General features: G+C 69.0%; 20 protein-coding genes. 15 read left to right on the top strand and 5 right to left on the bottom strand.

Features of this window, described 5'->3' with window-relative positions:
• Window positions 1–21: 21 nt before the first annotated feature.
• From HBE64_RS12460 to HBE64_RS12445, 4 genes are all read left to right on the top strand, one after another.
• The gene (locus tag HBE64_RS12460; protein WP_167102301.1) at window positions 22–1,314 is read left to right on the top strand and encodes an adenosylmethionine--8-amino-7-oxononanoate transaminase; all 1,293 of its coding nucleotides are present in this window, start codon (window positions 22–24) and stop codon (window positions 1,312–1,314) included.
• Between the two features lie 139 nt (window positions 1,315–1,453).
• Window positions 1,454–2,602 carry an 8-amino-7-oxononanoate synthase gene (locus HBE64_RS12455; protein WP_167102297.1) on the top strand — a complete coding sequence of 383 codons (1,149 nt, stop codon included), beginning with the start codon at window positions 1,454–1,456 and terminating at the stop codon, window positions 2,600–2,602.
• A complete protein-coding gene (gene bioD, locus HBE64_RS12450) occupies window positions 2,599–3,273 on the top strand; it encodes a dethiobiotin synthase (protein ID WP_167102294.1) in 675 nt (224 codons plus the stop codon). Before HBE64_RS12455 ends, bioD begins: the two co-directional genes overlap by 4 nt.
• A gap of 6 nt (window positions 3,274–3,279) precedes the next feature.
• Window positions 3,280–3,804, top strand: a complete 525-nt coding sequence (locus HBE64_RS12445) for a 2'-5' RNA ligase family protein (protein WP_167102292.1) — start codon at window positions 3,280–3,282, stop codon at window positions 3,802–3,804.
• Here HBE64_RS12445 and HBE64_RS12440 read toward each other — a convergent pair.
• On the bottom strand, window positions 3,801–4,391 hold the full coding sequence (locus tag HBE64_RS12440; RefSeq protein WP_167102289.1) for a TetR/AcrR family transcriptional regulator C-terminal domain-containing protein: 591 nt from the start codon (window positions 4,389–4,391) through the stop codon (window positions 3,801–3,803). The two genes, HBE64_RS12445 and HBE64_RS12440, sit on opposite strands and share 4 nt — an antisense overlap.
• Before the next feature lie 58 nt (window positions 4,392–4,449).
• Here HBE64_RS12440 and bioB point away from each other — a divergent pair, with 58 nt between their 5' ends.
• From bioB to HBE64_RS12425, 3 genes are all read left to right on the top strand, one after another.
• Window positions 4,450–5,457, top strand: coding sequence for a biotin synthase BioB (gene bioB, locus HBE64_RS12435; RefSeq protein WP_167102286.1), 1,008 nt, complete (start codon window positions 4,450–4,452; stop codon window positions 5,455–5,457).
• Between the two features lie 5 nt (window positions 5,458–5,462).
• Complete coding sequence (locus HBE64_RS12430) at window positions 5,463–5,690, top strand: hypothetical protein (RefSeq protein WP_167102283.1); 228 nt, start codon at window positions 5,463–5,465, stop codon at window positions 5,688–5,690.
• A gap of 62 nt (window positions 5,691–5,752) precedes the next feature.
• Window positions 5,753–6,382, top strand: a complete 630-nt coding sequence (locus tag HBE64_RS12425) for a DUF2567 domain-containing protein (protein WP_243841646.1) — start codon at window positions 5,753–5,755, stop codon at window positions 6,380–6,382.
• Window positions 6,383–6,396: 14 nt separating this feature from the next.
• Here the strand turns inward: HBE64_RS12425 and HBE64_RS12420 are convergent, their stop codons facing one another.
• The gene (locus HBE64_RS12420; protein ID WP_167109124.1) at window positions 6,397–7,728 is read right to left on the bottom strand and encodes a lipase family protein; all 1,332 of its coding nucleotides are present in this window, start codon (window positions 7,726–7,728) and stop codon (window positions 6,397–6,399) included.
• 44 nt (window positions 7,729–7,772) lie between these two features.
• Window positions 7,773–8,465: an NUDIX domain-containing protein gene (locus tag HBE64_RS12415; protein WP_167102277.1), complete on the bottom strand. Its 693-nt coding sequence runs from the start codon at window positions 8,463–8,465 to the stop codon at window positions 7,773–7,775.
• Between the two features lie 48 nt (window positions 8,466–8,513).
• On the opposite strand from HBE64_RS12415, the gene nadA reads away from it, so the two are divergent.
• Genes nadA through nadC form a run of 3 tightly spaced genes read left to right on the top strand, consistent with a single transcriptional unit; the run spans window position 8,514 to window position 11,979 of the window.
• The gene (gene nadA, locus HBE64_RS12410) at window positions 8,514–9,563 is read left to right on the top strand and encodes a quinolinate synthase NadA (protein WP_167102274.1); all 1,050 of its coding nucleotides are present in this window, start codon (window positions 8,514–8,516) and stop codon (window positions 9,561–9,563) included.
• Window positions 9,560–11,125 carry an L-aspartate oxidase gene (locus HBE64_RS12405; RefSeq protein ID WP_167102271.1) on the top strand — a complete coding sequence of 522 codons (1,566 nt, stop codon included), beginning with the start codon at window positions 9,560–9,562 and terminating at the stop codon, window positions 11,123–11,125. The genes nadA and HBE64_RS12405 overlap by 4 nt, the downstream gene beginning before the upstream one ends.
• Window positions 11,122–11,979: a carboxylating nicotinate-nucleotide diphosphorylase gene (nadC, locus tag HBE64_RS12400; protein WP_167109122.1), complete on the top strand. Its 858-nt coding sequence runs from the start codon at window positions 11,122–11,124 to the stop codon at window positions 11,977–11,979. Before HBE64_RS12405 ends, nadC begins: the two co-directional genes overlap by 4 nt.
• Before the next feature lie 8 nt (window positions 11,980–11,987).
• Here nadC and HBE64_RS12395 read toward each other — a convergent pair whose 3' ends face one another.
• Both HBE64_RS12395 and HBE64_RS12390 read right to left on the bottom strand, forming a co-directional pair.
• The gene (locus HBE64_RS12395; RefSeq protein ID WP_167102268.1) at window positions 11,988–12,401 is read right to left on the bottom strand and encodes a nitroreductase family deazaflavin-dependent oxidoreductase; all 414 of its coding nucleotides are present in this window, start codon (window positions 12,399–12,401) and stop codon (window positions 11,988–11,990) included.
• Window positions 12,402–12,426: 25 nt separating this feature from the next.
• Window positions 12,427–13,062 (bottom strand): LysE family transporter, encoded by a 636-nt coding sequence (locus HBE64_RS12390; protein ID WP_167102265.1) that lies wholly within the window; start codon window positions 13,060–13,062, stop codon window positions 12,427–12,429.
• A 78-nt stretch (window positions 13,063–13,140) separates the two neighbouring features.
• Between HBE64_RS12390 and hisD the strand changes: the two genes are divergently transcribed.
• From hisD to priA, 5 genes are read left to right on the top strand one after another with little or no spacing between them, the layout of a single operon-like run.
• The gene (gene hisD / locus HBE64_RS12385; RefSeq protein WP_167102262.1) at window positions 13,141–14,469 is read left to right on the top strand and encodes a histidinol dehydrogenase; all 1,329 of its coding nucleotides are present in this window, start codon (window positions 13,141–13,143) and stop codon (window positions 14,467–14,469) included.
• On the top strand, window positions 14,466–15,596 hold the full coding sequence (locus tag HBE64_RS12380) for a histidinol-phosphate transaminase (RefSeq protein ID WP_167102259.1): 1,131 nt from the start codon (window positions 14,466–14,468) through the stop codon (window positions 15,594–15,596). The genes hisD and HBE64_RS12380 overlap by 4 nt, the downstream gene beginning before the upstream one ends.
• Window positions 15,593–16,231, top strand: coding sequence for an imidazoleglycerol-phosphate dehydratase HisB (gene hisB / locus HBE64_RS12375; RefSeq protein WP_167102256.1), 639 nt, complete (start codon window positions 15,593–15,595; stop codon window positions 16,229–16,231). Before HBE64_RS12380 ends, hisB begins: the two co-directional genes overlap by 4 nt.
• On the top strand, window positions 16,228–16,848 hold the full coding sequence (hisH, locus tag HBE64_RS12370; RefSeq protein ID WP_167102253.1) for an imidazole glycerol phosphate synthase subunit HisH: 621 nt from the start codon (window positions 16,228–16,230) through the stop codon (window positions 16,846–16,848). Before hisB ends, hisH begins: the two co-directional genes overlap by 4 nt.
• A 2-nt stretch (window positions 16,849–16,850) precedes the next feature.
• The gene (priA, locus tag HBE64_RS12365) at window positions 16,851–17,585 is read left to right on the top strand and encodes a bifunctional 1-(5-phosphoribosyl)-5-((5-phosphoribosylamino)methylideneamino)imidazole-4-carboxamide isomerase/phosphoribosylanthranilate isomerase PriA (RefSeq protein ID WP_167102250.1); all 735 of its coding nucleotides are present in this window, start codon (window positions 16,851–16,853) and stop codon (window positions 17,583–17,585) included.
• Window positions 17,586–17,588 lie beyond the last annotated feature (3 nt).

The following is a 17,588-nucleotide window of genomic DNA, read 5'->3' as shown; positions in this document are numbered from 1 at the left end:
CCTGCACTAGGCTTCCACAGCGTGTCGGCGTTGACCCCTGAGCAGATCAGCGCGATCGACGCCGCGCATATCTGGCACCCCTACAGCACGATCGGGGCCGAGGCGATGCCGCCGGTGGTTGCGGTTGCAGCCCGCGGCGCCTGGCTCACCCTGGTCCGCGACGGCACCGAGGTGCAGGCGCTCGACGCGATGGCCTCCTGGTGGACCGCCGTGCACGGTCACGGTCACCCGGTTCTCGACGAGGCGCTGCGCCGCCAGCTGGCGGTGATGAACCACGTCATGTTCGGCGGTCTCACCCATGAGCCGGCCGCCCGGCTGGCGCAACTGCTCGTCGACATCACCCCGGCGGGCCTGGATACGGTGTTCTTCTCCGACTCGGGGTCGGTGGCCGTGGAGGTCGCAGCCAAGATGGCGCTGCAGTACTGGCGCAGCCTGGGCCGATTCGGCAAGAACCGGATGATGACGTGGCGTGGCGGCTACCACGGCGACACCTTTACCCCGATGAGCGTGTGCGACCCCGACGGCGGCATGCATTCGCTGTGGACGGATGTGTTGTTCCCGCAGCTGTTCGCCCCGCCGGTGCCCGCCGGCTATGACCCCGGCTACGTCGGGGCCTTCGAGGCGCAGCTTCGGGAGCACGCCGACGAGGTTGCCGCGGTGATCGTCGAGCCGGTGGTGCAGGGCGCGGGTGGCATGCGCTTCCACGACCCGCGCTACCTCACGGATCTGCGGGCCATCTGCGACCGCCACAACGTGCTGCTGATCTTCGACGAGATCGCCACCGGCTTCGGGCGCACGGGGGAGATGTTCGCCGCAGACCACGCCGGTGTCAGCCCCGACATCATGTGCGTGGGCAAGGCACTGACGGGTGGTTACGTCACGCTGGCCGCGACGCTGTGCACGCTCGATATCGCCCGCACCATCAGTGGCAGCGACGCCGGAGCGCTCATGCACGGCCCGACGTTCATGGCCAACGCGCTGGCCTGCGCGGTGTCGGTGGCCTCGGTGGAGTTGCTGCTCGCCCAGGACTGGCGGGCCCGGGTGGCCGAGATCAGCGCCGGGCTGGCCGCCGGCCTGGAGCCGGCCCGCACACTGCCCGCGGTGGCCGACGTCCGGGTTCTCGGGGCTATCGGCGTCATCGAGACCCGCGAACCCGTCGACGTGAAGACCGTCACCCGTGTCGCACTGGACCACGGGGTGTGGCTGCGGCCGTTCCGCAATCTCATCTACGCGATGCCGCCGTTCATCTGCACCCCCGACGAGGTCGCCCAGATCACCTCGGCGATAGTCTCGGCCGCCCGTGCTCTGGCCTGATGGCGCGGCTCTTCACCCCTCGTGCCTCGGCGCTTGTCGTCGCGCTGGGTTTGATGGCGCGATTCCTCACCCCTCGTTCCTCGGCGCTTGTCGTCGCGCTAACCTGAACGGTGTTCAAGTCCTGCCCCGAGGAGCGCCTGTGACCCGTGTCGGTCTTTCACCGCTGGCCTGGCTCGACACCGTCGAGCAGCAGCGCCGGCAGGCGGGGCTGCGCAGGTCGCTGCGTCAGCGTCCCGCGGTCGCGTGCGAACTCGACCTGGCCTCCAACGACTACCTCGGCCTGTCCCAGCACCCGGCCGTCATCGACGGCGGCGTGGCGGCGCTGCGCACCTGGGGTGCGGGCTCGACCGGCTCCCGGCTCGTCACGGGCAACACCGAGCTGCACGAGCAGTTCGAAACCGCCCTGGCGGCATTCGTCGGAGCCGAGGCCGCGCTGGTGTTCTCCTCCGGCTACGCCGCCAACCTCGGTGCGGTGGCCGCGCTGTCGGGTCCGGGGTCCCTGGTGGTCTCCGATGCGCTCGCGCACGCCTCACTGGTCGACGCCTGCCGCCTTTCGCGTGCGCGGGTGGCCGTCACGCCGCACAACGATGTCGAGGCCGTCGAGGCCGCACTGGCCGGCCGCGACGAGGAACGGGCACTGGTGATCACCGATTCGGTGTTCAGTACCGACGGCGCCTTGGCGCCCCTGCGCCGTCTGCACGACGTCTGCCGCACCCACCGCGCCCTGCTGCTCGTCGACGAGGCGCACGGGCTGGGGGTGCGTGGTGCCGGTGGTCGCGGGCTGCTGCACGAGGCAGGCCTGGCCGGTGAGCCCGACATCGTGATGACGACGACGATGTCGAAATCGCTTGGCAGCCAAGGCGGTGTGGTGCTCGGCCCGGCGGCCGTACGCGACCATCTGATCGACGCGGCCCGCACGTTCATCTTTGACACCGGGCTGACCCCGGCCGCGGTGGGTGCTGCCGCGGCCGCCCTGGATGTCCTCATCGACGAACCGTGGCGGGCCGAGGACGTCGTCACCCGGGCGCGCGAACTGGCGGCCATGTGCGATGTCGCCGAGGCCCCGGAATCGGCGGTGGTGTCGGTCATCCTGGGTGACCCGGAAGTGGCGGTCGCCACTGCGGCCGCGTGTCTGGATGCCGGTGTGCGGGTCGGCTGCTTCCGGCCGCCCACCGTTCCGGCGGGTACGTCTCGGCTGCGACTGACCGCGCGGGCCTCGCTGACCGACGAGGACATGGAGCTGGCTCGCCAGGTTTTCACCACGGTGCTGGGCGCGCAGCGCTCATGAGCATCGTCGTCATCACCGGAACCGGAACGGGCGTCGGCAAGACCGTCGCTACCGCTGCCCTGGCCTGTCACGCCAGGGTCGTCGGGCGCGACATCGCGGTGTGCAAACCGGTTCAGACCGGGACCGCCAACGGCGACGACGACTTGGCCGAGATCCGCCGGCTGGCCGGTGTCACCGAACTGGTCGGGGTGGCCCGCTATCCGGAGCCACTGGCTCCGGTGGCCGCCGCCGAGCGCGCCGGCATGCCGCTTCCGTCGGCCGCCGATCTGCTGACCGCCATCCGCGCCCTGGACCGTCCCGGGCGGCTGACGCTGGTCGAGGGTGCCGGCGGGTTGCTGGTCGAGCTGGCCGACGGTGGTACCACGCTGCGCGACCTGGCCGTCGAGCTCGCAGCGCCGGTCCTCATCGTCACCGAGGCCGGGCTGGGCACGCTCAACAACACCGTCCTGAACCTGGAAGCGCTTGGTAACAAAGGACTTTCGACTGCCGGATTGGTGATCGGCTCATGGCCGGCGCAGCCCGGCACCGCCGAGAAATCCAATCGCGATGCGCTGGCCCGGCTGGCGCCGGTGCGCGCGGCGCTGCCCGCAGGCGCGCCGACGTTGTCGCCCAAGGACTTCGAGTTGCTGAGCGCCCGAGCGTTCGACCCGGACTGGTTCGCCGGTCTGTAGAGCCCGATGGCGCACTCGATCGAGTTGACGCTCGATGCTCACAGCGACGCGGCGATCAGGCAGCTGTGGCAGGCGCTCGACGATGCGGGACTGCCCAGCCAGACGCGGGTGACCTCGGCCACCAACCGTCCGCATATCACCCTGCTGGCGGCCCAGCGGATCTCCCCGGATGTCGATGCCGCGTGGACGGCACTGGCGCAACGGATTCCGCTGCCCGTCCTGGTGGGTGCGCCGCTGGTCTTCGGTGGTGGGCGCCTCGTGCTGGCCCGGTTGATCGTCGCCTCGGCGGCGCTGTTGGAACTGCATCGTGAGGTCTACGACCGTTGTTTGCCGCATCTGGCGGGCGAGCCGTACGGGCACACTGCGCCCGGTCAGTGGACCCCGCATGTCACGTTGGGACGCCGCTTGACCGCCGAGCAGCTCGGCGATGCCTTCGCGGCAATCGACGGGCTGTCTGCAGACATCGCGGCGAACGCGGTCGGGTTGCGCCGCTGGGATGGCGACGCGCGGGTCGAGCAGGTGCTGATCTAGCTGAGGTCTGCGGTATTGGTGCGCTGCGCGGCCAGCCCGTCGGTGAGCAACCGAAGCCCGAACGCGAAGCCGGCGGACGGGTCGGCGGTCAGTACCGACTGCCCTTCCGGCAGGGCGCCTGCGGCATCCCATTGCAACCGGGACTGCTCGTCGGCGGTGGCGCCGAGCACGTAGTGCAGCACGGTGCGCGCGGCCTGCACTCGGTGACCGCCGTCGACTCCGGCTTCGCCGGCAGCCTTGGCCAGCACGCCCAGAATCTGGTCGACGGCGCGGGACTGTCCGGCCGCGAAGCTCGCTGAGACCAGTTCTGCGCCGTCGGTGTGCGACAGCAGGGCATCACGCAGTGCGCGGCACACCACTTCGATGCGCTCCCGCCAGCTGGCGGCGGCGAGGTCTGCACAGGCCGGTGCCAGCACCTGGTCGGCTACCGCGCCGAGCAGTTCCTGTTTGTTGGCGAAATGCCAGTAGAGCGCGCCGGGGGACACGTCGAGCTCACGGGCGAGCCGGCGCATGGTGAGGTCGGCGATACCGTAGTTGTCCAGGATGGCGGCGGCCTTGGCCACCACGTCGCGTTTGTGCAGCTGCACGCGACTAGCCTAGCCTGAACACTGTTCAAGTTCGACACATGCACGAAGAGGAGCGCCGGTGACGCAGGCAGCTGTGGACGTATTGGCATCAGCCCGTGAGCAGGTCCTCGAACGCGGTGAGGGTCTGAGCCAGGAGCAGATCCTCGAAGTCCTGCAACTGCCCGACGATCACCTCGAGGAGCTGCTCGCGCTGGCCCACGAGGTCCGGATGCGCTGGTGCGGCCCGGAGGTCGAGGTCGAGGGCATCATCAGCCTGAAAACCGGTGGGTGCCCCGAGGATTGCCACTTCTGCTCGCAGTCGGGCCTGTTCTCCTCGCCGGTGCGCAGCGCCTGGCTGGACATCCCGAGCCTGGTCGAGGCCGCCAAGCAGACCGCCAAGACCGGGGCAACCGAGTTCTGCATCGTCGCGGCAGTCCGCGGGCCCGACGAGCGGCTGATGGCTCAGGTCGCTGCCGGCATCGAGGCGATCCGCAACGAGGTCGAGATCCAGGTCGCGTGCTCACTGGGCATGCTCAACCAGGAGCAGGTGGACCGCCTCGCCGAGATGGGCGTGCACCGCTACAACCACAACCTGGAGACGGCGAAGTCCTTCTTCCCCAACGTGGTGACCACCCATACCTGGGAGGAGCGCTGGGAGACGCTGCAAATGGTGCGCGACGCCGGCATGGAGGTCTGCTGCGGCGGCATCCTGGGCATGGGGGAGACGCTCGAGCAGCGCGCCGAGTTCGCCGCCAATCTGGCCGAACTTGATCCGCATGAGGTGCCGCTGAACTTCCTCAACCCGCGTCCGGGCACCCCGTTCGGCGATCTGGAGGTGCTGCCCGCCGCCGAGGCGCTCAAGGCGGTCGCGGCGTTCCGACTGGCACTGCCGCGCACCATGCTGCGTTTCGCCGGCGGCCGCGAGATCACCCTCGGCGACTTGGGCGCCAAGCAGGGCATCCTGGGCGGTGTCAACGCCGTGATCGTCGGCAACTACCTGACCACACTGGGCAGGCCCGCCGAGGCCGACCTGGAGTTGCTCAACGATCTGCAGATGCCGATCAAGGCACTGAACGCCAGCCTGTAGTGGTCATGGTCGAACAGCTGCCCACACCGGTCGCTGCCGGCGTCTATAACGTCTACACCGGGGCGCCGGCGGGCAGCGCGGTGCCAACAGCGGCCCAGCTCGGGCTCGAACCGCCGCGATTCTGTGCCGACTGCGGTCGACGCATGGTCGTGCAGGTCCGCCCGGACGGCTGGTGGGCCAAGTGTTCGCGGCACGGCCAGGTCGATTCCAAGGATCTCGAGGGGCAGCGATGAGCCTCTCGGGCGAAGAGCATCAGGCGGCGATGAGCCTCTCGGGCGAAGAGCATCAGGCGGCGATGAGCCTCTCGGGCGAAGAGCATCAGGCAGCCAAGAGCCCCCGCCACTCTCGCCGGTCGGCGGCGCTGATCGTCGTCGTCGGTCTGGCACTGTCCGGCGGGTTGGTCGGTGCGCTGTGGGCGTGGCTGGCTCCGCCGGCGCACGGCGTGGTGGCTCTCACCCGCTCAGGTCAGCGCATCCACACCTATCTGGGCAGCGAGTCCGATCACCTGTTCGTCGCGGCTGCGATGCTCATCGGAATGCTCACACCGCTGGCGATCGTGGCTGCGGTTCTGGTGTGGCAATGGCGCGCGCATCGCGGCCCGGTGCTGGTGTCGGCATTGTGGATCGGTTCGGTCGCAGGCGCGGCCGTGGCGGCGGGAGTCGGTGCGGCACTGGCGCATTGGCGTTACGGCGCTGTCCCGTTCGAGACGGCCCCGGTAACTCCGGAGAACCGCGTCTACTACTTCACCGAAGCCCCGCCGGTGTTCTTCGCGCACGGCCCGCTGCAGATTGCGACCACGTTGTTGTTCCCCGCTGCGATCGCCGCGTTGACCTACGCGCTCATCGCGGTGGCCACACCGCGGGACGACCTCGGGGCGTGGCCCGAGGAGAAGCTCCCGCCGCTACCAGTTGCCGCCCAGCCGTAGCCGCGGCCCGCGACCTAGAGCGGACGGAAGGGCACCCGGCCGCCGGACATCACCCGGGCCACGATGCCGCCGAGACGCCACATCCCGGCATAGGTCATCGGGTTGAGCAGTGTCGGCCAGTGCGTGCGGATGATGTGGGCGTCCAGCGGTCGCTCTGCGAAGCGATCGGTGAGCCAGCGCAACGTCATCGGCGCGGACATCGGGTGCAGCAGCATGTGCTCGCTGAACATGTCCCGGTGGTAGGTCACCTGGGCGCCACCGGCGTAGTAGGTCTGCGCGAGATCGTCGATGTCCTCGACGGCGATCACCGAGTCGTGTACCGCCTGCACGATCAGCACGGGCAGGCTGGGGGCGGTCCCGCCCAGCCTGATGCTCTCGAACACGTCCTGGACCGCGGGCATCTCCAGCACCTCGTCCAGGGGCGGGTGCACCATCTCGTCCATGTCCTTCCTGAAGAACCGGATGACGGCCTCCAGGGTGGTCATGTGATCCAGGCTGGCCAGCAGGGCACGGCCGTCTTCGGTGGCATGCTCCTCGATCACGCGATTGAGGTCCGGGAAGGTCTTGGCCAGGGCGGCGACGACCAGGGCGGGCAACGCCGCCAGGTAGGAGCCGTTGAGTCTGCGGAAGGTATTGCCCAGGTCGCCGACCGGCGAGCCGAGCACCGCACCGACCACGTTGAGTTCGGGGGCGTACTCGGCGTGCACCTCGGCGGCCCATGCGGTGGCAAGCCCACCGCCGGAATAGCCCCACAGGCCGACCCGGCTGTCTCTGGCCAGTCCGAAGCGCTCGAAGTTCAGGGTGGCGCGCAATCCGTCGAGCACCCGGTAGCCGGGCTCGCGGGGAGCGCCCCACATGCCGTCGGGGCCCTCGTGGTCGGGGACCGAGACCACCCAGCCCTCGGCCAAGGCCGCGGCCACCAGCAGATATTCCAGTTGGGCCAGGGAGCCGACAGCCTTGGCGCGCCGCCGCATCGCGTACGACGGGAAGCACCGCGCGGAGACGGCGTCGATGGCGCACTGGTAGGACACCACGTGTCGGGGATGCGCGGGCGAATGCCCGGCGGGCACCAGCACGGTCGTGACCGCCGCCTGCGGGTTGTCGTACATGTCGCTGGAGCGGAACAGCAGTTGGGTCGCTTTCACCCGCTGCGGGATCAGTCCGAGGAATCCGAGTTCGATATCGCGAGAGCGCAGCACAGTGCCCGGCGCGGCGTGTTCGAAGCCGGCCGGCGGGTCGTAGAACGGGTCGTTGCCGGGCAGCACAGGGCGGCCACCACGCTCGAGCTCCTCGTGCGGTGCGCGGCCGATCCATTCGGGGTTCACGGCCCCGGCAGCAAATGTCATCGCCACCCTTCATACCTTAAGAAGGGTCTAAGAAGCCAGTCGACTCACCCGGGTGGGCGCAGGGCAGCGAACTCGTCGGTGACCCGCAATCGGGAGTCGGTGAACCGGTAGAGCGCGGCCGGCCGGCCGCCGCTGCGGCCCGGGTGGGCGGTGGTTCCGGTCGGAGTGATCACCCCGCGCCGGGCCAGCACTCGTTGCAGGTTCGTCGCGTCGACCTGGTACCCGAGCGCGGCCCCGTAGATGTCCCGCAGCGTCGACAGGGCGAATTCCTTTGGCGCAAGCGCAAATCCGATGTTGGTGTAGGACAGCTTGGCGACCAGCCGGGCTCGGGCGTAGGCCACCATCGGGCCGTGGTCGAAGGCCATCGGGGGCAGCGCGTTCACGGGGTGCCAGCGGGTGTCGGACGGGAGCTCGGGGGTGGCGGGGGAGGGCACCAGTCCGAGGAATGTAGAGGCGATCGTGCGGACGCCGGGGACGCGGGCCGGGTCGGAGAAGACGGCGAGCTGTTCCAAGTGGGCGATCTCACGCACGTCGACCTTCTCGGCGAGCTGCCGGCGAACCGAGGTGGTGAGGTCTTCGTCCTCCCGCAGCCGTCCGCCCGGCAAAGCCCATCTGCCGCGCTCGGGTTGTAAGGCGCGCTGCCATAACAGCACGTTGAGGGCGGGTTTCCGGGAGGCGACATCGCCAACCTGGAATACGACGGCGAGCACCTCGTGTTCAGTGCTAGTATGACTCACGTTTTCGATTATAAGTCGAAAACCCCGGACACCAGACAGGAGGCGGCCATGACCGTCCTGGATCGTGCGGATACGGCCCCCGGTGGACTGGCCGCACACATCACCAACGGACCCGGCGGATACGCCGGTGTGATCGGTGACGAGGAATGGGCGGCCGAGGTGCGCCGCTTGGCCACCCTGCGCGGCGCGACTATTTTGGCGCACAACTACCAGATGCCGGCCATTCAGGACGTCGCCGACCACGTCGGTGACTCGTTGGCGCTGTCCCGCATCGCGGCCGCGGCACCCGAGGACACCATTGTGTTCTGCGGTGTGCATTTCATGGCCGAGACGGCGAAGATCCTCAGCCCGGACAAGACGGTGCTGATCCCCGATCAGCGGGCAGGCTGCTCGTTGGCCGACTCGATCACCGCCGACGACCTGCGGGCGTGGAAAGACGAATACCCCGACGCCGTGGTGGTGTCATACGTCAACACCACCGCAGCGGTGAAGGCCCTGACCGACATCTGCTGCACCTCGTCCAATGCCGTCGAGGTGGTCAACTCCATCCCGGCCGACCGTGAGGTGTTGTTCTGCCCGGATCAGTTTCTCGGCGCGCACGTCCGGCGGATGACCGGCCGGGAAAACCTGCACATCTGGGCCGGCGAATGCCACGTCCACGCCGGCATCAACGGTGACGAACTGGCCGCGCAGGCCCGCAGCCATCCCGACGCCGAGCTCTACGTACATCCCGAGTGCGGCTGCGCCACCTCGGCGCTGTACCTCGCCGGCGAGGGCGCCTTCCCTGCCGACCGGGTAAAGATCTTGTCCACCGGAGGCATGCTCGACGCCGCGAAGGCCTCGGACGCCAAACAGGTTCTGGTCGCCACCGAGGTCGGCATGCTGCACCAGTTGCGCCGTGCCGCACCGGGGATCGACTTCCAGGCGGTCAACGACCGGGCGTCCTGCAAGTACATGAAGATGATCACCCCCGCCGCCGTGTTGCGCTCCCTGGTCGAAGGCGCCGATGAGGTCGACGTCGATCCCGAAACCGCCCGACTGGCTCGCGCCAGCGTGCAGCGGATGATCGAGATCGGCCAGCCCGGCGGCGGAGAATGACGCGCGAGTTCGGCTGCGGTGCAAGCACTGCGGGCGTGGATTGGCAGCAGCGTGCCGATGTGGTGGTGATCGGCACCGGCGTCGCAGGATTGGCGGCGGCCCTGGCCGCACACCGAAGGGGCAGCCGCACCGTCATTTTGAGCAAGGCCGATGACACGGCGACGTTCCATGCCCAGGGCGGGATCGCGGTGGTGCTGCCGCACACCGACGACTCCGTCGACGCCCACGTGCGCGACACCCTGACAGCCGGCGCCGGCCTGTGCGATCCGGATGCGGTGCGCTCCATCGTCGCTGACGGCTACCGCGCCGTGGCCGAGCTGGTCGACGATGGCGCCCGGTTCGACGAGAGCGCGCCGGGCCAGTGGGCGCTCACCCGGGAGGGTGGGCATTCGGTCCGCCGCATCATCCACGCCGGCGGCGACGCCACCGGCGCCGAGGTGCAGCGCGCGCTCAACCACGCGGCCGCCACCCTGGACATCCGGCGCAACCATGTCGCGCTGGAGATCCTGCACGACGGCTCGGCCGTCACCGGTGTGCTGGTACGCAACCCCGACGGCCTCGGTGTGGTCCATGCCCCGTCGGTCATCCTGGCCACTGGCGGTGCGGGCCACCTCTACAGCGCCACAACCAATCCCGAAGGGTCCACCGGCGACGGGATCGCGCTGGCGCTGTGGGCCGGTGTCGGGGTCAGTGACGTCGAGTTCATCCAGTTCCATCCGACGATGCTGTTCACTCGCGACGCCGGTGGCCGCAGGCCGCTGATCACCGAGGCGTTGCGCGGCGAGGGTGCGGTGCTGCGCGACGCCAGGGGTGAGTCGGTGACCGCGGGTGTGCACCCGATGGGCGATCTGGCCCCCCGCGACGTGGTGGCTGCCGCCATCGAGACGCGGCTGCGGGAGACCGGCGACGAGTGCGTGTTCCTCGACGCACGCTCCATCGACCACTTCGAGCGGCGCTTCCCGACAGTGACCGCGGCCTGCCATGCAGCGGGCATCGACCCGACGGCACAGCCGATTCCGGTGGTCCCCGGCGCCCACTACAGCTGCGGCGGGGTCAGCACCGACGTGTACGGCCGCACCGAACTGCCCGGGCTCTACGCCGCCGGCGAGGTGGCCCGCACCGGAATGCACGGGGCGAACAGGTTGGCGTCCAATAGCCTGCTGGAAGGTCTGGTCGTCGGTGGCCGCGCTGGGCGCGCTGCTGCCGGGCACGCGGCAACAGCCGCTGCGCCGCTGGCGAAAGTTCAACCAGTGCAACGCGATTCACTGGATCGGAAGCTGCTCCAGTCGGCCATGACGCGCTACGCATCGGTCGACCGCGACGCTGAGGGACTCGGCAAGCTCACCGAGACGCTGGCCGCGGCGACGCCACGGCCGCTGAGCAGTCGCGCCGCGTTCGAGGACGTCGCGCTGACGGCCACCGCTCGTATCGTGGCCGCGGCCGCGCTGGCGCGCACCGAAACCCGCGGGTGCCACCACCGAGGTGACTACCCGCAGACCGACCCGGCGCAGGCCTACAGCCGCGTCTTGCATGCCGAAAGGGCCGCCGCATGCCTGCCATGACCCTCAGCGCAGACGAACTGACCGACGCGCTGATCACGATCCGGCGCGGCCTCGACGAAGACCTGCGCTACGGCCCCGACGTCACCACCTTGGCCACCGTGCCCGAAGACGCCACGACGCTGGCCGCACTGGTCACCAGGGAACCGGGCGTCGCCGCAGGCGTGGACGTGGCACTGCTGGTGCTCGACGAGGTCCTCGGTCCAGACTCCTATCGCGTCGTCGACCGGGTCGCGGACGGCACCCGCCTGGAGCCGGGAGCGGCGCTGTTGCGGGTCCAGGCGCCGACGCGCGGGCTGCTGACCGCCGAACGCACCCTGCTCAACCTGGTCTGTCACCTGTCGGGGATCGCCACGGCCACGGCGGCCTGGGTGGACGCCGTCGAGGGCACCGCAGCCAAGATCCGGGACACCCGCAAGACCTTGCCGGGCCTGCGTGCCCTGCAGAAGTACGCGGTGCGGGTCGGCGGCGGGGTGAATCACCGGATGGGACTCGGCGATGCCGCCCTGATCAAGGACAACCACGTGGCCGCAGCCGGCTCGGTGGTCGCCGCATTGCGCGCGGTCCGCGCGGCCGCGCCTGATATGCCGTGTGAGGTCGAAGTCGACACCCTCGAACAACTCGACGAGGTACTCGCCGAGGACGTTCAGCTCATCCTGCTGGACAACTTCCCGGTCTGGCAGACCCAGATCGCGGCGCAGCGCCGCGACGCGCGCGCTCCTGGCGTGCTGCTGGAGTCCTCGGGCGGGCTGAGCCTGGACTCGGCGGCCGAGTACGCCGGGACCGGTGTCGACTACCTGTCCGTGGGCGCGCTGACGCACTCGGTGCGGGTGCTCGACGTCGGCCTCGACCTTTGAGCTTTTACTCAGGCGATGTCGGCGACGAAGGCGCCCACGCCGCGCCGCAGTCCCGACTGCGCCACCCGCGGCAGGCCCGGATCGTCGGTGCCCGCGGGCAATACCCGCGGGTTGACGAGGTGTAGGTCTTTGCCCTTGAAGTGGATGTCGGCCTCGCCGGCCGCCAGGATGTTCTTCACCCAGTTGGTCTTGCCGTGGGCCAGCAGCACCGCCAGGGTGTTGCCCTTGCGGTACGGCGTGACGACGGTTTCGTAGGCGGTACCGGAGGTCCGGCCGCGATGCTTGATGACGGCCATACCCGGCAGATACTTGGCGATCGGCTGGATGAGCGGGTTGAAGTACTTGATCTGGAAGTTCTCGATCCAGACCGGGAACTTCATCGGCACGCCGGGGGCGTTGTTCGGATGATCCTTGGTCGACATGCGCCCCATCTTGCCCCCTGCGGCTTCAGGCTGTCGCACCGCGGCGCACCAGCGACAGCACCACGGCAGCGGTGGCGAACAGACCGGAGAAGGTCCGGTTCATGATCGTCTGTTGCCGGGGCGTGCGCAGCCAGGCCAGCAGCCGCACCGCGAGCCCGCTGTAGGCGCCCATCACCACCAGGTCGACGGCGACCATCGTCGCTGCGATCGTCAGATACTGGGGCAGCAGCGGCGCCGTCGGCACCACGAACTGAGGCAGCACGGCGAGCAGGAACACCAGGCCCTTCGGGTTGGTCACGTTGACCAGGAATCCGCGCACCAGCAGGTTCAACCGGCCGCCGTCGGCGCTGGCGATCAGTTGCTCGCCCAGGTCACCCGCGCGGGTACGCCACTGCCGAACGGCCAGGTAGATCAGGTACACCACACCGATCCACTTGATGACCGTGAAGGCGACCACGGACTTGGCCACGGCCGCGCCCAGGCCGACCGCTACCGCCGCCAGCTGCAACATCAGCCCGATTTCCAGGCCGGTAATGCTCCAGTAACCGCGCCGCACCCCATGGCTGAGACCGGTGGAAATGGACTGGATCGCACCGGCGCCAGGGGAGACGCTGATCGCGATCGAGGCGCCGACGAACGCCAGCCACAGGTCCCATTGCATGAGCGCAGTATCCAGCCCGGCCCCGCCCGCGCCCAATCGATTTTTAATCGGGTGCACCGATACGGGACAATTGCGGTAATGACCAGCTTCGAGATGTCCCGGATCGACCTGCGCGGCCGAAACCTCACCGCCGCCCAGTTGCGCTCTGCGCTGCCGCGCGGCGGGGTGGACGTGGACGCCGTCATGCCCACGGTGCGTCCCATCGTCGACGACGTGGCAGCCCGCGGTGCGGTCGCCGCCCTCGAATACGGCAAGAAGTTCGACGGCGTGCGGCCCCCGGCGGTGCGGGTGCCCGCCGCCGCCCTGGCCGAGGCGCTCGCCGCGCTGGATCCCGCGGTGCGCGCGGCACTGGAGGTGGCGATCGACCGCACCCGCGCCGTGCACGCCGATCAGCGTCGCACCGACACCACGACGTTGTTCGACTCCGGTGCCGCTGTCACCGAGCGCTGGGTGCCCGTCGAACGGGTCGGACTCTATGTGCCCGGCGGCAACGCCGTGTATCCGTCGAGCGTCGTGATGAACGTGGTCCCCGCCCAGGCGGCCGGTGTCGAGTCTCTAGTCGTGGCCAGCCCGCCGCAGGCTCAGTTCGGTGGACTGCCGCACCCGACCATCCTGGCCGCCGCAGCCCTGCTCGGCGTCGACGAGGTGTGGGCCGTGGGCGGCGCGCAGTCGGTGGCGCTGCTCGCGTTCGGCGGTACCGACACCGACGGTGCGGAGTTGGCCCCGGTCGACATGATCACCGGCCCCGGCAACATCTATGTCACCGCCGCCAAGCGGATCTGCCGCTCCCAGGTCGGTATCGACGCTGAGGCGGGTCCCACCGAGATCGCGATCCTGGCCGACCACACCGCCGATCCAATACACGTCGCCGCCGACATGATCAGCCAGGCCGAGCACGACGTGATGGCGGCCAGCGTGCTGGTGACCGACAGTGTCGAGCTGGCCGATGCCACCGACGCCGAACTGGCCACCCAGCTGGAGACGACGGTGCACCGCGAGCGGGTCACCGCGGCACTGTCGGGCAAGCAGTCGGCCATCGTGCTGGTCGACGACGTCGACACCGGTGTGCGTGTCGTGAACGCCTATGCCGCAGAACATCTCGAGATCCAGACCGCTGAGGCCGCCGAGGTGGCGAGCCGAGTGCGGGCGGCGGGCGCGATCTTCGTCGGGCCGTGGTCGCCGGTGAGCCTGGGGGATTACTGCGCCGGTTCCAACCATGTGCTGCCCACCGCCGGCTGTGCACGCCACTCCAGCGGATTGTCGGTGCAGACCTTCCTGCGCGGAATCCATGTCGTCGACTACACCGAGGCTGCGCTCAAAGACGTCGCGGGCCATGTAATCACGTTGGCCAAGGCCGAGGACTTGCCCGCCCACGGCGAAGCGGTACGCCGAAGGTTCGAAAAATGACCCCCGGCAGCAAGGTGACGTTGGCCGATCTGCCACTGCGCGATGACCTGCGTGGCAAGTCGCCGTACGGTGCGCCGCAACTCGAGGTTCCGGTGCGGCTGAACACCAACGAAAACCCGCACCCGCCCAGCCGCGCGCTCGTCGACGACGTCGCGCGTTCGGTCGAGGCGGCGGCCGCCGAGTTGCACCGCTATCCAGACCGCGACGCCGTCGAACTGCGCAGCGATCTGGCCGCCTATCTACGCAAGCAGACCGGTGTCGAGGTGGGCACCGAGAATCTCTGGGCGGCAAACGGATCCAACGAGATCCTGCAACAGCTGTTGCAGGCCTTCGGCGGGCCGGGTCGCAGCGCGATCGGGTTCGTGCCGTCGTACTCGATGCACCCGATCATCTCCAATGGCACCCAGACCGAATGGATCGAGTCGGTGCGGGCCGCCGACTTCAGCCTCGACGTCGCGACCGCGGTGGCCGCGATCGCCGAGCGTCAGCCCGACGTGGTGTTCGTCGCCAGCCCGAACAATCCGTCCGGGCAGAGCATCCCGCTGGATGACCTTCGCCGTCTGTTGGACGCGATGACGACCGGCATTCTGATCGTCGACGAGGCCTACGGTGAGTTCTCCAGCCAGCCCAGCGCCATCGCCCTGATCGACGACTACCCGGCCCGCTTGATCGTGTCTCGCACCATGAGCAAGGCGTTCGCCTTCGCCGGCGGGCGGCTGGGGTATCTGGTTGCGGCGCCGGCGATCATCGACGCGGTGCTGCTGGTGCGCCTGCCCTATCACCTGTCCGTGCTCACCCAGGCTGCTGCACGCGCCGCCCTGCGCCACGCGGACGACACCCTGGGCAGCGTCGCCGAACTCATTGCAGAACGGGAACGTGTCAGTGCCGCACTGCAGCAGCAGGGCTTTCGCGTCATCCCCAGTGATGCCAACTTCGTGCTGTTCGGCGAGTTCTCGGATGCGGCGGCCGCCTGGCAGCACTACCTGGACGACGGTGTCCTCATCCGCGACGTCGGGATACCCGGATATCTGCGCACCACAATAGGTTTGGCCGACGAGAACGACGCCTTCCTGGCCGCCAGTGCCCGGCTGGCTGCCTCCGAACTGGCTCACTTAGGAGCGAGATGACTGCTGTGTCCAACTCGACGGCCGCGCCCACCCGCCGGGCCAAAGTCGAACGCAAGACCAAAGAGTCCGACATCGTCGTCGAACTCGACCTGGACGGCACCGGCGACGTGCGCGTCGACACCGGTGTGCCGTTCTTCGACCACATGCTGACCTCGCTGGGCACCCACGCCAGCTTCGATTTGACCGTGACCGCCCGCGGCGACGTCGACATCGAGGGGCACCACACCATCGAGGACACCGCGATCGTGCTGGGTACCGCGCTGGGGCAGGCCCTCGGCGACAAGAAGGGCATCCGCCGCTTCGGTGACGCGTTCATCCCGATGGACGAGACCCTGGCCCATGCCGCCGTTGATCTTTCGGGCCGGCCGTACTTCGTGCACACCGGCGAACCGGAGTTCATGGTCGAGTTCACCATTGCCGGATCCAGCGTGCCCTACCACACCGTGGTCAACCGGCACGTGTTCGAGTCGATCGCCTTCAATGCCCGCATCGCACTGCATGTGCGCACCCTCTACGGCCGCGACCCGCACCACATCACCGAAGCGCAGTACAAGGCGGTGGCGCGTGCCCTGCGTCAGGCTGTCGAGCCCGATCCCCGGGTGGCTGGCGTGCCGTCCACCAAAGGCGCCCTGTGACAGCAAAATCCGTGGTGGTGCTCGACTACGGCTCGGGCAATCTACGTTCGGCGCAACGCGCGCTGGAGCGTGTCGGCGCCGATGTCGAAGTCACCGCTGACGCCCGACGGGCGCAGCAGGCCGACGGCCTGGTGGTTCCCGGCGTCGGGGCTTACGAAGCCTGTATGACGGGTTTGCGCGGTATCGGCGGCGACCGCATCATCGCCGACCGGGTGGCGGCCGGGCGGCCGGTGCTCGGCGTATGTGTGGGTATGCAGATCCTGTTCGCCCGTGGCGTGGAGTTCGGGGTGGAGTCGGTGGGCTGCGGGCAGTGGCCGGGTTCGGTCACCCGGCTGGACGCGCCGGTGATCCCGCACATGGGCTGGAACGTGGTCGAGGCGGCGCCGGGCAGTGCGTTGTTCAAGGGCATTGACGCCGACACTCGGTTCTACTTCGTGCATTCGTATGCGGCGCAGAAGTGGGAGGGCACCCCTGACGCGCTGCTGACGTGGGCCACCCACCACGTGCGATTCCTGGCCGCCGTCGAAGACGGACCGTTGTCGGCCACACAGTTTCATCCGGAGAAGAGCGGCGACGCCGGTGCGGCGCTACTCGCGAATTGGGTTAAGGGGCTATAAGCGTGCCACTGATTCTTCTTCCTGCCGTCGACGTGGTCGACGGCAAGGCGGTCCGCCTGGTACAGGGCAAGGCCGGCAGCGAGACCGAGTACGGTTCGGCGCTCGACGCCGCCCTGACCTGGCAGCGCGACGGCGCCGAATGGATACATCTGGTCGACCTGGACGCGGCGTTCGGCCGCGGCTCTAATCGTGAGCTGCTCGCCGAGCTCGTCGGCCAGCTCGACGTCAAAGTCGAACTATCCGGTGGAATCCGGGACGACGAGTCGCTCAAAGCTGCACTGGCCACCGGTTGCGCGCGGGTCAACGTCGGCACTGCGGCGCTGGAGAATCCGCTGTGGTGCGCTGCGGCCATCGCCGAGTACGGCGACAAGGTCGCGGTCGGCCTCGACGTGCAGATCGTTGACGGGGAGCACCGGCTGCGTGGCCGCGGCTGGGAGACCGACGGTGGCGACCTGTGGCACGTGCTGGAACGCCTTGACAGCGAAGGGTGCTCGCGGTTCGTCGTCACCGACGTCACCAAGGACGGCACCCTCACCGGACCCAACCTCGACCTGCTCGAGGGAGTCGCCGAGTGCACCGACGCCCCTGTGATCGCCTCAGGTGGGGTGTCGAGCCTGGACGATCTGCGCGCCATCGCGACGCTGACCGACAGTGGTGTGGAGGGCGCGATCGTCGGAAAGGCGCTCTATGCAGGACGATTCACGCTGCCGGAGGCGCTGGCCGCGGTGAGCCAGTAACCG

This window comes from Mycobacterium sp. DL592 (assembly GCF_011694515.1).
In the GTDB taxonomy this organism is placed as follows: domain Bacteria; phylum Actinomycetota; class Actinomycetes; order Mycobacteriales; family Mycobacteriaceae; genus Mycobacterium.
This window is presented reverse-complemented; position numbering and strand designations above follow the sequence as displayed.